Here is a 13,952-nt window from a genome sequence, read left to right as displayed (position 1 = left end):
CTTGGGGACACGACACCCGTCGTGTGAGGCATGCGGTGCGCCGCTCGCGCTGACTGCGGATCAGGGGCGCTGTACGCTCAGTTCGTCCGGCGTCAACGGCGGTCCCAACCCGGTCTCCATCCAGTTTTATTCGATGCGGCCTGGTAGCCTGCTTAGTTGCCTATTTAGCTGCCTCGATAGGTACTGTACGACCACGGCGACACCAGTAGCGGCACGTGATAATGAGCGCCGGCATCGGCCACGCCAAAGCGCAACACGACGCGGTCGACAAAGCGCGGCTCCGGCACCTTCGTGCCGATCGAAGCAAAGTAGTCGCCCGCGCCGAACACGAGTTCGTATTCGCCGGTGACAAGTGCGTCGCCTTCGAGCAGCGGCTGGTCGCAGCGTCCGTCGTCGTTGGTGAGGGTGGTTTTCAGCGCACGGCGCGTGTCGCCGGAGAGCGCGAAGAGTTCGACCTTGATGCCCGCGCCGGGACGACCGTTCGCGGTGTCGAGCACATGGGTAGTGAGCTTTCCCATTCGCAATTTTCCTTATGTGAATGCGGGGGTTCGGCGGCGGCCCGATCCAGAGTTACGTTGCGGCGGATCGAGGCTCCACGTCAGTGGCTACATACCCGTCGGCGAATTGAAGCGAGCGCCGTGGCAGCCATTGTAAAAAGGATGTTCCCGTCCGCGCGCGAGCGATAGGAAAGATAATACCTGGCGCATGACAGCTCGCTGAAAGGTGCGCGGCCATCGCGGGGAAACCCTTGTCGCGTTGGCCTCGTCACAGGTTGAGCAGGCGTCTCGATCCTACCGGTGCCAAAAATGCCCACTATATCGGCTGCCTGAACTTGGGTATCGCACTGGCGCGAGTTGTCAGCGTTATTTTGTCCGTCGAAGGTTACGTCTGTGCGCAGCAGCGATGCCGCGCACCCCGAAGACGGCGTAGCACGCTGGGTAACCGGGCCAATGGCGTTCGAATGGACGCGGCGGCACGGCTAGCGTGGCCGCCCCATCGCGTTCGAACGACTTTGCTGACTGCCGGTATGACGCGCCGTGACGGCGCGGCCGGTTCGGCCCCGTCGTTACCGCCACTTACGGCGTGCGGTAACGGCAGCAACAAAGTGGAGAAGCGAATGACGATGAAGCAGCAGGCTGGCACGAACGAAGGCAGAAGCGAACGCACAAGCGCGGACACAAGCGCACTCAGGAACGCAGGAACACGCGGCAAAACGATGCTGGTCAAGCACGCGGACATGCTGGTCACGATGGATGGCGCCCGGCGCGAACTGCGCGACGGTGGCCTGTTTATCGAAGACAACCGGATCGTTGCGGTCGGCCCGACGGCGGAACTGCCCGCGACGGCTGACGAAGTGCTGGATATGCGCGGTCATCTGGTGATACCGGGTCTGATCAATACGCATCACCACATGTATCAAAGCCTGACGCGGGCAATTCCCGCCGCGCAGGATGCGGAGTTGTTCGGCTGGCTGACGAGTCTTTACAAGGTGTGGGCGAATCTCACGCCGGAAATGATCGAGGTGTCGACGCTCACGGCAATGGCCGAGTTGCTGTTGTCCGGTTGCACGACCTCAAGCGATCACTTGTACATCTACCCGAACGGTAGCCGGCTCGATGACAGCATTGCGGCGGCGCGCCGGATCGGCATGCGCTTTCATGCGAGCCGCGGCAGCATGAGCGTGGGGCAGAAGGACGGCGGCCTACCGCCTGACTCGGTGGTTGAGCGCGAGCCGGACATTCTGAAAGATACACAGCGCCTGATTGAGACTTATCACGACGAGGGGCGCTACGCGATGTTGCGTGTGGTGGTGGCGCCGTGTTCGCCTTTCTCGGTGAGCCGCGATCTGATGCGCGAATCAGCCGTGCTGGCGCGGCAATACGGCGTGTCGCTGCACACGCATCTGGCCGAGAACGTGAATGACATCGCGTATAGCCGCGAGAAATTCGGCATGACGCCGGCGGAATATGCGGAGGATCTGGGCTGGGTTGGTCACGATGTGTGGCACGCCCACTGCGTGCAACTCGACGACGCGGGTATCGAACTGTTCGCCCGCACGGGGACGGGCGTGGCGCACTGTCCGTGTTCGAACATGCGGCTCGCTTCCGGTATCGCGCCGATCAGGCGCATGCGTCTTGCTGGTGTGCCGGTGGGATTAGGCGTGGACGGTTCGGCGTCGAACGACGGTGCGCAAATGGTCGCGGAAGTTCGCCAGGCGCTACTGCTGCAGCGGGTCGGCTTCGGTCCGGATGCGATGACGGCGCGCGAAGCGCTCGAGATTGCGACGCTGGGAGGCGCCAAGGTGCTCAATCGCGACGATATCGGTGCGCTCGCACCGGGTATGGCGGCGGATTTCGTGTCGTTTGACCTGCGTCAGCCGTTGTTTGCTGGCGCGTTGCACGATCCGGTGGCGGCACTAGTGTTCTGCGCGCCGTCACAGGTGTCGTATAGCGTGATCGGCGGCAAGGTGGTGGTGAAGGATGGGCAGTTAGCCACGGTGGAACTCGGTCCGGTGATCGAACAGCACAACCGGTTGGCGAAGGCGCTGTACGAGGCTGCGTGACGGGTATGTAACGCGGGTATGTCGCGTGGAATCACCAACAGGAGTCCCGCGCGTGGCCTGCACCGCGGGACCGCCAGCCTTAGGGCTTGTCGATGAGGGTCTTGGTCGCTTCGGCGACCAGGCTCCTTAACCACCGCACTTCGTCGGAGTAGTGAACGCGTTCATGCCACAACTGGTAGTACTGCATCGGCGGGAAATCCAGCGGCGCGGGCACCACGGTCAACGGCAGGAATTTGGCGTAGTAATCGGCAAACAGGCGCGTCGTCGTGAAGATCAGATCGGACTTGATCAGCACATACGGCGCGAGATTGAAGTACGGCAGAGTGACGACCACATGACGCTTGAGGCGCTCGCGCGCGAGGTGCACGTCGATCGCGCCGCGTTGGCCAACCGAATAAGGAGTCGGCGCAAGATGAGGCGCATTCAGATACTGGTCAAGCGTCAACCCGCCGCGCTTGGCGAACGGATGCGTGTTGCTCATCAGGCAGACGATCTGGTCGACGAACAGGTTCGACAGGTGCAACTGCTCAGGCGGTTCCGGCCAGTTGCCGACCACGGTGTCGAGCTTGCCGTCCTCCAGCGCGAGTTCATAGTCGAACGCCGGGCCGAGCGAATGAAATTCAAGCGTTGCATTGGGCGCGGCCTGACGAAACCGTTCCACGACCGTCGGCACGAACAACACGTTCAGATAGTCCGGACAGCCGATCCGGTAGCAGCGGATCGAAGTCGCCGGGTCGAAGTTGTGCTGCTGGAACTTGATGCGCTCGATCTCGCGCAGCGCGTTCTGCACCGGTTCGAGCAGACGCAGGCCGTATTCGGTCGGCACCATGCCGGATTTGCCGCGCACCAGCAGCGGGTCGCCGGTGATGTCGCGCAGACGGCGCAGCGCCGCGCTGATCGCAGGTTGCGACTGATTGAGTTTGACGGCCGCGCGCGTCACGCTGCGCTCCATCAAAAGGGTGTGCAAGACGCGCAATAAGTATGTGTCGATCGCCTCGCGTTGCTGGCTCATGACTTCTCCGATATATATGTTCTGGCTGATCGAGTGGACCTAGGGGTATATGACTTTTAATATGAACACAAAGATGCGTCAAGAGTGGGATACCCGCACAGCGCGGTGTGGCTTGGGTTTGCGGGGAATTTTGGCGGCTCGACTGACAGGGTCGAATTAGGTATTGTCATTGAGCTAGGGTCGTGAAACGGCGCAAACGTCCGGGGCGCGCCGTCTCGTCGCAAATTGCAGTCATTGGTGTATTACGAAATCACATGGGCGACTCTTCTTCTTATAACGGCGACGCCGCCGCTCATCCCGCGGGTGGGCCGGCCGTCGTGCCGCGCCTCGTGCTGGCGGGCATCAGCAAGCAATATCCGGCCGTGCGGGCCAACGACGACGTGACGCTCATCGTCGCCCCCGGCGAGATTCACGCCGTGCTCGGCGAAAACGGTGCGGGCAAGAGCACGCTGATGAAGATCATCTATGGCGCGGTGCGTCCCGACGCCGGTGAGATTCGCTGGGAAGGGCAAACGGTCGAGATCGCGAGTCCGGCGGCTGCGCGCAAGCTTGGCATCGGCATGGTGTTCCAGCATTTCTCGCTGTTCGAGACGCTGACGGTGGGCGAGAACATCGCTCTTGCGCTCGATGAACCCTTCGATCTGAAAACCCTGTCCAAACGCATTCGCGAGGTGTCCGCCGACTACGGCCTCGACATCGATCCGCAGCGCCATGTGCACAGCCTGACCGTGGGCGAACGTCAGCGCGTCGAGATCGTGCGCTGTCTGCTGCAGAACCCGCGTCTTTTGATCATGGATGAGCCGACTTCGGTGCTCACTCCGCAAGCGGTCCGAAAGCTGTTCGAAACGCTGCGTCGGCTTGCGGCCGAGGGCTGCAGCATTCTCTATATCAGCCACAAGCTCGACGAAATCCAGGAACTGTGCGACACGGCTACGGTGCTGCGCGGTGGCCGCGTGACAGGTCACGTGAAGCCGCGCGAAGAGACACATACGTCGCTGGCGCAACTGATGGTGGGTCACTCGCTGCCCGACTACACTCGCCGCACGCATACGCCGGGCGACGTGCTGCTCGATGTGAAGCAACTTTCGGCTGCGAGTGATGATCCGTTCGGCACTTCGCTTAAGGACGTCTCGTTCAGCGTGCACGCCGGTGAGATCTTCGGTATTGCCGGTGTGTCGGGCAACGGCCAGGCTGAGTTGCTGTCGGCGCTCTCGGGCGAGCAGCGCGGCGCGCTCGCCGATGCCATTACTATCTGCGGCAAGCCCGCAGGCAAGCTCGGGGCAGGCGGGCGGCGCTCGCTCGGCTTTGGCTTCGTGCCGGAGGAGCGCCTTGGTCGCGGCGCCGTGCCGGCCATGTCGCTTGCAGAAAACGCCTTGCTGACCGGGTACCGTCAAAAGATGGTGCACTCCGGCTGGATCAAGGCCGGCGCAATGCGCGCCTTCGCGAAGAAATGCATCGAAGCCTTCGACGTGCGCTGCGGCGGCACCGAAGCGCTCGCGCAAAGCCTCTCGGGTGGCAATCTGCAGAAGTACATCGTGGGACGCGAGATTCTGCAGGCGCCCAAGGTGCTGGTCGTCGCGCAGCCCACCTGGGGCGTGGACGTCGGCGCCGCTGCCTTCATTCGTCAGCAGTTGCTCGACCTGTCGGCGCGTGGCGTCGCCATTCTGGTGATCTCCGAGGAACTCGAAGAACTGTTCGACATCTGCGATCGCATCGCGGTGCTGGCGCGCGGCCGGCTCTCGCCGGTGCGCGTCACCGGTGACACCAACGCGGAGGAGATTGGCCGCTGGATGGCAGGCCTGTTCGGCAATCGCGAAGAGGGCGCCGCGCCGTCTGCGGAATTGCCAGCGCATGCCTGACCGACACCTTGCGACTCTTCACTCGACACTCACGCACAACCTCACGCTCCCACGCTGACTCATGATCTTTCCGTATCGACTCGAAGCCCGTACCGCGCCATCGCGCACGATGCGGATCGCCGTGCCATTGATCGCCGCGCTGCTCACGCTCGTGATCGGCTTCCTGATTTTCAGTCTCGTTGGCCGCGATCCGCTGGAGGCGATGCATGCGTTCTTTATCGAACCGCTCTCCGATGCCAACGGCTGGTCGGAACTGCTGCTCAAGGCCTCGCCGTTGTGCCTGATTGGACTGGGCCTTGCAGTTGGCTATCGGGCGAACGTCTGGAACATTGGCGCGGAAGGGCAGATGGTGCTCGGAGGCATCGCCGCGAGCGGTGTGGCGATCTATTTCGATCAGGCGAGCGGCTGGTGGATTCTGGCCACCATGATGCTCGCCGGGATTGTCGGCGGCATGGTGTGGGCAGCAATTCCTGCGTTTCTGAAGAGCCGCTACAACACCAACGAGATCCTCACGAGCCTGATGCTCACCTACGTGGCGACGCAGTTGCTGATCTATCTGGTGAGCGGCCCGTGGCGCGATCCGCAGGGCATGAATTTTCCGCTCTCCGAAATGTTCAGTGGCGACGCGTTGTACCCGACTTTCTCAGGCGACTGGCACTGGAAATTCCTGCACGGCACGCGGCTCAATGCATCGATCTTCGTCACGATCATTGCGATCCCTCTGGTGTGGGTTTTCATGCGCAAGAGCTTTGCGGGCTTCCGCATGAACGTGGGCGGACTGGCACCGCTCGCCGCGCGCTATGCGGGCTTCTCGGACAAGAAAACCATCTGGACCTCGCTGCTCATCAGCGGCGGTCTGGCGGGACTGGCCGGCATGGGGGAGATCGCTGGCCCGATTGGTCAGTTGCAGGCGACGTGGTCGCCGGGTTACGGCTTCACGGCGATCATCGTGGTGTTCGTGGGGCGTTTGCATCCGGTGGGTATCGTGCTGGCGAGTCTGTTGATGGCGCTGTTGTATCTGGGCGGTGAAGCCGTGCAGACGTCGATGCAGTTGCCTCAGGCCCTCTCCGGCGTGTTTCAGGGCTTGCTGCTGTTCTGCCTGCTGGGTGCTGACCTGTTTGTGAATTACCGCGTGCGCCGCCGTACCGTGGCCGTGCAGGCCCATTAATGTGCGTTCAAATGCACTAACGCCCACCCACGCTCACTGATTTACCCCGACCCGATCATATGGATATTCAACAAGCTAGCGCGCTGACTTCGAGCGCCGTCACCGCCGCGATCCCGCTGATGTTTGCGGGCGTCGGCGAACTCGTCACCGAAAAATCGGGGGTCCTCAATCTCGGCGTGGAAGGCATGATGCTGATGGGCGCCGTGAGCGGTTACGCGGTCACTGCGGTGACCGGCGATCCGTGGCTTGGCGTGCTCGCATCGATTGGCGCGGGCCTCGCCATGTCGCTGCTGTTCGGCTTTCTCACGCTGACCATGCTGGCTAACCAGGTGGCCACGGGTCTGTCGCTGACGATCTTCGGCATTGGTCTGTCGGCGTATGTCGGCAAGCCCTATACGTCGGCTGCCGTGCGCGCGACGATCGACGTGTGGACGATTCCGCTGCTCTCGAAGATTCCCGTGCTTGGGCCGGCATTCTTCAGCCTCACGCCGCTCGATTACCTCGCGTTCCTCATGTTCGCAGTGGTCGGCTGGTTTCTGTATCGCACCCGCGCGGGTCTGGTGTTGCGCTCGGTCGGCGAGTCGCCGCAGGTGGCGCATTCGGTGGGCTTCCCGGTGATTGGCGTGCGCTATGGCGCGGTGGCCTTCGGTGGCGGCATGGCGGGTCTGGCAGGCGGCTATTACTCAATCGTCAACCTGCATCTCTGGCAGGAACAACTGACGTCGGGACGCGGCTGGATCGCGTTGGCGCTGGTGGTGTTTTCGACGTGGCGGCCAGGGCGTCTGTTGATCGGCGCGCTGCTGTTCGGCGCAGTGACCGGGCTGCAGTTCTACGCTCAGGCGATCGGCGTGCCGGTGCCCACGCAGTTCCTCGCGATGCTGCCGTATGTGGCGACGATCGTGGTGCTGGTGCTGATCTCGCGCAATCCGAACACGATCCGACTGAATGCGCCGGCTTCGCTTGGTAGGCCTTTCTTTGCAGCGGGTTAGTGCCCCCCGGGAAACACAGAAATCGAAACAACGAATTGAAGCAACCCATCAAACGACCGGAGAGAACATGAAAAGAAGAAACCTGCTGACCGCTGCGGCGCTGAGTGCCGTTTCGCTCAGTCTTGGTGTGACGCTGTCGCAAGGCGCGCAGGCCGCGGATGCACCGGGTGTTGCATTCGTCTACCTTGGCAACCCGGGTGACGCGGGCTGGACCTTCGCGCACGATGCGGGCTCGAAGGAAGCCGAAGCCAAATACGGCAGCAAGATCAAGATTACCCGCGTGGAAAACGTGCCGGAATCCGCCGACTCGGAACGCGTGTTCCGCGATCTCGCCAACAAGGGCAACAAGATCATCATCGGCACGAGCTTCGGCTATCAGGATTTCGAACTGAAGGTTGCCAAGGACTTTCCGGATACGGTGTTCCTGCACGCAACCGGCTACAAGAAAGCGCCGAACTTCGGTACCTATGACGTGCGGATGTATCAGGGCGCGTACCTGGCCGGCGTGGTGGCAGGCTACGTGACGAAGACCAACACGCTCGGCTTCGTCGCTTCGGTACCGATTCCCGAAGTGGTGCGCAATATCAACGCCTATACGCTGGGCGCGCGGTCGGTGAATCCGAAGATTCACACCAAGGTCATCTGGATCAATAGCTGGTTCGATCCGGGCAAGGAAAAGCAGGCGGCTGAAACGCTGATCGGCCAGGGCGCGGACGTGCTGTTGCAGAACACGGATTCGAGCGCGACGCTCGCTACTGCGTCGGAGAAGCATGTCCATGCGTTTGGGTGGGATTCGGACATGAAAAAATTTGGCCCGGATGCGCACCTGGGCTCCGTGGTTGGAAACTGGGGCGTGTACTACAGCGCGGTGATCCAGCAAGTGCTGGACGGCAAGTGGAAGAATGACCCGGTGTGGTGGGGCATCCCGCAGAAAGCCGTTGATCTTGACGACCTGAACACGTCGGCGATTCCGGCCGCCGCTCAGAAGGACGTCGGGGCCAAGCGCGATCAGCTGGCAAGCGGCAAGTGGGACGTTTTCACGGGCCCGATCAAGGATCAGGCCGGTGACGTGAAGGTGCCTGCAGGCAAGACGCTGGGTGACGCGGACTTGCAGCGCCTGAACTGGTACGTGGAGGGAGTTGACGGCTCGCTGCCGAAGTAATGCTGACAGCGCCCAAGCGGCGCCCTGTGCCGCTGCGGTTGAAACCTCAACGGGGCGCCAACAGTCGACCAGGCGGCGGTTTAGCAACCGCTGCTTTCAAAAGCTGCATCCACGTGGACGCAGCTTTTTTTTGCGCCTACGCGGGGTGCGCTACTCGATTCGCAACCCCACCTTGATCGTCACCTGCCAGTGCACAACCTTGGCGTCCTCGATTTGGCCCCGCGTTTCGGTGATTTCGAACCAGTGCAGATTGCGCAGGGTTTTCGACGCCCTTTCAATCGCAGTGCGGACCGCATCGTCACTCGACTTCTCCGACGAGCCGGTCAGTTCGATCTGCTTGTATACATGGTCTTTCATCATCTCCTCCTTCTTCTCGGGTTGGTGGAAAAAGTATAGGCAATCGTGCCCGGGTGCGGACTGCCTTGTCGCGAGCCGTCGAGAGTGGAATTGGTTCGTGCAGCCTGGGTCTGATGGGCGCGCCGATGATTTGGCACTTGCTGCGCGGGGTGGGGGCGTACGGGGCGCTGATACTCGTCAAATTAGCGTGGATTGAGCGGCGAACGAGCCACCCATGGGCCACCCATGAGCGGGGAAGAGCGCTAATGGGTCGGCAACAGGGCGCAAAAATGGCGCGCGCGGGGGCTAACATCTTGATAACCTGCTAAAATATTGGGTTGTTCGCTGCAAACACCATTCAAAGGACGCGCCGTGCTGTCTACCGCAAATATCACCATGCAATTCGGGCCCAAGCCCCTGTTCGAGAACATCTCGGTCAAATTCGGGGGAGGGAACCGGTATGGCCTGATTGGTGCGAACGGCTGCGGCAAGTCCACCTTCATGAAGATTCTGGGCAGCGATCTGGAACCGAGTTCAGGCAATGTGATGCTCGAACCGAACGTGCGCCTGGGCAAGCTGCGTCAGGACCAATTCGCGTACGAAGACGTGCGCGTACTCGACGTGGTGATGATGGGCCACTCGGAAATGTGGGCCGCCATGACCGAGCGCGACGCGATCTACGCGAACCCGGACGCCACCGACGACGACTACATGCACGCCGCCGAACTCGAAGCGAAGTTCGCCGAGTACGACGGTTATACGGCTGAAGCGCGTGCGGGCGAACTGCTGCTCGGTATCGGCATCGCCATCGAAGACCACAACGGCCCGATGAGCAACGTGGCGCCGGGCTGGAAGCTGCGCGTGCTGCTCGCGCAGGCGCTGTTCTCGAAGCCGGACGTGCTGCTGCTGGACGAACCGACCAACAACCTGGATATCAACTCGATCCGTTGGCTGGAAGACATGCTCAACCAGTACAACTCGACGATGATCATCATCTCGCACGATCGACACTTCCTGAACCAGGTCTGCACGCACATGGCAGACATGGATTACGGCACGCTGAAGGTCTATCCGGGCAACTACGACGACTACATGCTGGCCAGCACCCAGGCCCGTGAGCGTCAGCAGAATGCCAACGCCAAGGCGAAGGAACGCGTTGCCGACCTCCAGGACTTCGTGCGCCGCTTCTCGGCGAACAAGTCGAAAGCACGTCAGGCCACCAGCCGTCTGAAGATGATCGACAAGATCAAGATCGAGGAATTCAAGCCGTCGTCGCGCCAGAACCCGTTTATCCGCTTCGAGTACGAGAAAAAGCTGCACAACATCGCGGTGGTGGCGGACACCATCACGAAGAAGTACGAGCGGACGATTTTTCAGAACTTCAGCATTAGCGTGCAGCCGGGCGAGCGCATTGCGATCATCGGCCAGAACGGCGCGGGCAAGACCACGCTGCTGCGTTCGCTGCAAGGCGGCGTGAAGACCGATCACGGCACGGTGAAGTGGGCGGAGAACGCCAACGTCGGCTACATGCCGCAGGACACGTACGAAGAATTCCCGGACGACACCACGCTGATGGACTGGATTGACGGCTACCGCCAGGAAGGTGACGACGAGCAGATGGTGCGCGGCACGCTGGGGCGCCTGCTGTTCAATGCCGACGACATCCGCAAGTCGGTCAAGGTGCTCTCGGGTGGTGAGAAAGGCCGCATGATCTGGGGCAAGCTGATGCTGGGCCGCCATAACGTCCTGCTGATGGACGAGCCGACCAACCACATGGACATGGAATCGATCGAGTCGCTGCAGATCGCGCTCGACAAGTATGAAGGCACGCTGATTTTCGTGTCACATGACCGTGAGTTCGTGAGCGGTCTGGCGAACCGGATCATTGAAGTGCGTACGGATGGCACGCTCAATGACTTCGGTGGTAACTACGAGGACTTCCTCGCCAGCCAGGGCGTGCAGTAACTGTCCCACCGCGCCCATTTATGTGACACCGTTGTTCCGCGGAGTTGTTCCGCTGGGACAATGGTTGTGCGGCGCGTAACCTGCGACGCAATCAAATCTATTCAGCGGCGCGAACAGCCGTGCAGGCCTCATTAAATCGCGTCTAGCGCAATTGGTCGCGACCAGGCATTGCCGCTGGCTACATCAGCAAGCGCAGCGCCGGAGGGGCCACGCGGCTGCTACTTGTATTCGTCAATTTCGATAGTGCCGCCAAGCGACTCCATCATCGCTCGAATGTCGTCAGGCACATCGGGTACACGCTCACCTGTCTCGTTGTACCAGTAGCACCAGAACCGGGCTTTTGCGCCCTCGCGCTCCAGTGTTTCACGAAGACCGGGCCGCGTGAGATCAAGTCGTTTTGCCAGAAAGCGCAAGTGTGGTTCGAGCGCATTGCTATGGACGAGTTTTTTGCTCGCGACGGCCCACAGTCCCACACGGCCCAGCGTGCGGCTTATCCGTCCAGAAGGTGTGATGAAGGGTTCGCCCTTTGCAATGGCGGTATCAGGATGGACACCGAAGTAGTCGGTCCAGAATGCAGGGACGACCGAGTCGCCCATTACGTGAAACGTTGCGTGCGCTAATTGTTGGTCAGCCATTGGCGATCCTGTCAGTTGGCCCAATCGTGGAAGTTGGCTGCGAAATTTCCATTGAAATAAACGTCTCCGTTGTCGTGCCAAATTACGTTGTCCGCCGGCCCAAGACCATTGGCCGGCTTGAATTCATGCAGGACATATCCGAACGTCTTGCGGTCGTATCCAAGCATTTTTGCAGCGTAGTCTGGATTGTTGGTAGAAGCCGCCAGCGCTTCAACATCATCGGTCAACGCGTCCGGTATGTACTCGAATGGCTGCGCATCACCGAGCGGTGTAGCGGCGCCCGCCTCGCCGCTTGCATCATCGGTGAAGGAGGACACGACCCCGCTCGCGAGGCTGGCCGCAACCGCCTGAACCTGATCGATCATCGCGTTATAACGCTTTATATAGTCCGAAGCCTCTTCATAAGTCATTCCGTAGCTTGTCATCAACGATTGTCGAAAGCTGGGAAGCCCTTGAGGCTTGGGCGACGAAGTGCCCACCGAACCGCCTGTCCGCGATTGCTCGGCGACGAGTACCACACTGTCGCCGCGAATCATGGACTGCAAGGTCTGTATGACCTCCAGATCGGCGCCGACCTTCGTCAGCCGATGATGCCAGTGGAAATTGGAGTTAAGGAAAGAGCGGACACGCTGCACGAGCGCGATATCCTTTGCCCACACGTCGGCGTAAGCGCGCTGGGCGAATTTCTTGCCTTCTTCAGCAGCCTGCTTTTGCTCAGCGCTCAGAAAGATGCGCCCAATTCCATAGGTTTCCTTGCTGTAGATCATCCATCGTTTTGTTGAATCCGTTTTCAGGTCGGTTCCGCCCATACCACGTCCTGTCTGTGAAGTCGGCAAACAAAGTACCAGATCGGTACGCAGCCTTGTTTTTGGGATGGGCATTAGGCCGTAGTGGCGCTCAATGGCCTTACTTGACTAGACCCAAACTTTGCTCTGGCAATCAGCCAGTATTGCGCCGCCGCATACGCTCAGCCTTTCCCATATTGCAAATCCTTGTATTCACTGGCCGGCCGTGCTTCGTGGGTATATCGCAGATGTCGTAGTCAATCAACGCTGTCTCGCGTCGCACCTCTCTGCGCCGTTCCGCCGTAAGTTTCGTTAAGCTTTTTCGACGCCATGTGCACCGCGTATTCCCTTCCTCTCCCGTTGCCAGAGGCCCCCACCCGCATCCAGATCCACGCCCGCCGTCAACGCCTCCAAACAATTTGACAGATCCTCTGAGCTTTTCTTGGCCAGGATCAAATTGAGCTTGAACCGTCCTTCGTAGAATCCCGCGGTGTACGCCGTTGTATGCGTCGCTTGCGTGTGGCGAACGTGTCGCGGATTTCGGGGTTGGCTCAATGATTAACAGGCAAACACAGGCAAACAGGATGAACAAGGGAGTCCTCAAAAACAGGGTGTGGATACCCCTCGGCGCTGCGCTGATGACATGTCTTTCCGGGTGTAGCGAGCTCGACGTGCTCGACCCGAAGGGTAGCGTGGGCGCAGCGGAAAAGTCGCTCATCGGCACGGCCACTTACACGATGCTGCTCGTCGTCGTGCCGGTGATCCTGATGACGTTGTGGTTCGCGTGGCGTTACCGGGCGAGCAATCGTCGCGCAACCTACGCGCCGAAGTGGGCGCATTCCACCGCGATTGAAGTCGTCGTGTGGACAATACCTTCCATCATCATCCTGTGTCTCGGGGTGTTGACGTGGAGGACCACGCACGAACTCGATCCCTATCGGCCCATCGAATCAGCGGTCAAGCCCATCAACGTGGAAGTGGTGGCGCTGGACTGGAAGTGGCTCTTCATTTATCCCGATCTTGGCATCGCCTCGGTGAATCAACTCGCGTTCCCGGTCGGCACGCCGGTCAATTTCCGGATCACATCCGACTCGGTGATGAACTCGTTCTTCATTCCCCGTCTGGGCAGCCAGATTTACGCCATGGCCGGCATGCAGACGCAGTTGCACCTCCTCGCGGATGAGGCTGGCGACTACGCCGGCGTCTCAGCGAATTTCAGCGGCAAGGGCTTCTCCGACATGAAGTTCCGGGCGCTCGCAACGAGCCCGGAGCAGTTCGACGCGTGGGTGCAAAAGGTCAAGGCATCGTCCGGCCGTCTGGATATGAACGAATACAACGCGGTCGCACAGCCAAGTGAGAAGGACCCGGTGCGGTACTTCGCGTCGGTCGATCCCAAGCTGTTCCATAACATCATTGCGAAGTACAACAACGGCAATGTTCTTGATCTGCAGAACAGCAACTGCAGTACGAAGGGGTAA

At 60.6% G+C, this 13,952-nt stretch carries 12 protein-coding genes; 7 read left to right on the top strand and 5 right to left on the bottom strand.

Features of this window, described 5'->3' with window-relative positions:
* Positions 1-164 precede the first annotated feature (164 nt).
* A complete protein-coding gene (gene uraH, locus WCA85_RS27370) occupies positions 165-518 on the bottom strand; it encodes a hydroxyisourate hydrolase (RefSeq protein ID WP_424067997.1) in 354 nt (117 codons plus the stop codon).
* A 698-nt stretch (positions 519-1,216) separates the two neighbouring features.
* Here uraH and WCA85_RS27365 point away from each other — a divergent pair.
* Positions 1,217-2,563, top strand: a complete 1,347-nt coding sequence (locus tag WCA85_RS27365; protein ID WP_424068011.1) for an 8-oxoguanine deaminase — start codon at positions 1,217-1,219, stop codon at positions 2,561-2,563.
* A 79-nt stretch (positions 2,564-2,642) separates the two neighbouring features.
* Here WCA85_RS27365 and WCA85_RS27360 read toward each other — a convergent pair whose 3' ends face one another.
* Entirely contained in the window at positions 2,643-3,575 is a 933-nt protein-coding gene (locus tag WCA85_RS27360; protein WP_064269273.1) for a LysR substrate-binding domain-containing protein, read from the bottom strand.
* Between the two features lie 254 nt (positions 3,576-3,829).
* Between WCA85_RS27360 and WCA85_RS27355 the strand changes: the two genes are divergently transcribed.
* The 4 genes from WCA85_RS27355 to WCA85_RS27340 all read left to right on the top strand — a co-directional run bounded on the left by WCA85_RS27355 (position 3,830) and on the right by WCA85_RS27340 (position 8,753).
* Entirely contained in the window at positions 3,830-5,434 is a 1,605-nt protein-coding gene (locus WCA85_RS27355; RefSeq protein ID WP_424067996.1) for an ABC transporter ATP-binding protein, read from the top strand.
* A gap of 61 nt (positions 5,435-5,495) precedes the next feature.
* Positions 5,496-6,602 carry an ABC transporter permease gene (locus WCA85_RS27350; protein WP_424067995.1) on the top strand — a complete coding sequence of 369 codons (1,107 nt, stop codon included), beginning with the start codon at positions 5,496-5,498 and terminating at the stop codon, positions 6,600-6,602.
* Positions 6,603-6,661: 59 nt separating this feature from the next.
* Complete coding sequence (locus tag WCA85_RS27345) at positions 6,662-7,591, top strand: ABC transporter permease (RefSeq protein WP_424067994.1); 930 nt, start codon at positions 6,662-6,664, stop codon at positions 7,589-7,591.
* 67 nt (positions 7,592-7,658) lie between these two features.
* Complete coding sequence (locus WCA85_RS27340) at positions 7,659-8,753, top strand: BMP family ABC transporter substrate-binding protein (RefSeq protein ID WP_424067993.1); 1,095 nt, start codon at positions 7,659-7,661, stop codon at positions 8,751-8,753.
* A gap of 150 nt (positions 8,754-8,903) precedes the next feature.
* On the opposite strand, the gene WCA85_RS27335 is transcribed toward WCA85_RS27340, so the two are convergent.
* Positions 8,904-9,110, bottom strand: coding sequence for a dodecin (locus tag WCA85_RS27335; RefSeq protein WP_424067992.1), 207 nt, complete (start codon positions 9,108-9,110; stop codon positions 8,904-8,906).
* Positions 9,111-9,461: 351 nt separating this feature from the next.
* Between WCA85_RS27335 and WCA85_RS27330 the strand changes: the two genes are divergently transcribed.
* Positions 9,462-11,054, top strand: a complete 1,593-nt coding sequence (locus tag WCA85_RS27330; RefSeq protein WP_424067991.1) for an ABC-F family ATPase — start codon at positions 9,462-9,464, stop codon at positions 11,052-11,054.
* 218 nt (positions 11,055-11,272) lie between these two features.
* Here WCA85_RS27330 and WCA85_RS27325 read toward each other — a convergent pair whose 3' ends face one another.
* Positions 11,273-11,689, bottom strand: a complete 417-nt coding sequence (locus tag WCA85_RS27325) for a DUF4279 domain-containing protein (protein WP_424067990.1) — start codon at positions 11,687-11,689, stop codon at positions 11,273-11,275.
* An 11-nt stretch (positions 11,690-11,700) separates the two neighbouring features.
* Positions 11,701-12,498 (bottom strand): hypothetical protein, encoded by a 798-nt coding sequence (locus WCA85_RS27320; RefSeq protein WP_424067989.1) that lies wholly within the window; start codon positions 12,496-12,498, stop codon positions 11,701-11,703.
* 560 nt (positions 12,499-13,058) lie between these two features.
* Between WCA85_RS27320 and cyoA the strand changes: the two genes are divergently transcribed.
* Positions 13,059-13,952 carry a ubiquinol oxidase subunit II gene (gene cyoA, locus WCA85_RS27315; protein ID WP_424067988.1) on the top strand — a complete coding sequence of 298 codons (894 nt, stop codon included), beginning with the start codon at positions 13,059-13,061 and terminating at the stop codon, positions 13,950-13,952.

The organism is Paraburkholderia sp. (genome assembly GCF_049581445.1).
Taxonomy (GTDB): domain Bacteria; phylum Pseudomonadota; class Gammaproteobacteria; order Burkholderiales; family Burkholderiaceae; genus Paraburkholderia.
Note: the sequence above shows the minus strand (reverse complement) of the source record. Positions and strands in the feature narration are given on the sequence as shown.

Bases quoted from the DNA above. Each gene is read 5' to 3' on its own strand.
- uraH (WP_424067997.1), bottom strand. From the start codon at position 518: ATGGGAAAGCTCACTACCCATGTGCTCGACACCGCGAACGGTCGTCCC.
- WCA85_RS27365 (WP_424068011.1), top strand. From the start codon at position 1,217: ATGCTGGTCAAGCACGCGGACATGCTGGTCACGATGGATGGCGCCCGG.
- WCA85_RS27360 (WP_064269273.1), bottom strand. From the start codon at position 3,575: ATGAGCCAGCAACGCGAGGCGATCGACACATACTTATTGCGCGTCTTG.
- WCA85_RS27355 (WP_424067996.1), top strand. From the start codon at position 3,830: ATGGGCGACTCTTCTTCTTATAACGGCGACGCCGCCGCTCATCCCGCG.
- WCA85_RS27350 (WP_424067995.1), top strand. From the start codon at position 5,496: ATGATCTTTCCGTATCGACTCGAAGCCCGTACCGCGCCATCGCGCACG.
- WCA85_RS27345 (WP_424067994.1), top strand. From the start codon at position 6,662: ATGGATATTCAACAAGCTAGCGCGCTGACTTCGAGCGCCGTCACCGCC.
- WCA85_RS27340 (WP_424067993.1), top strand. From the start codon at position 7,659: ATGAAAAGAAGAAACCTGCTGACCGCTGCGGCGCTGAGTGCCGTTTCG.
- WCA85_RS27335 (WP_424067992.1), bottom strand. From the start codon at position 9,110: ATGAAAGACCATGTATACAAGCAGATCGAACTGACCGGCTCGTCGGAG.
- WCA85_RS27325 (WP_424067990.1), bottom strand. From the start codon at position 11,689: ATGGCTGACCAACAATTAGCGCACGCAACGTTTCACGTAATGGGCGAC.
- WCA85_RS27320 (WP_424067989.1), bottom strand. From the start codon at position 12,498: ATGGGCGGAACCGACCTGAAAACGGATTCAACAAAACGATGGATGATC.
- cyoA (WP_424067988.1), top strand. From the start codon at position 13,059: ATGAACAAGGGAGTCCTCAAAAACAGGGTGTGGATACCCCTCGGCGCT.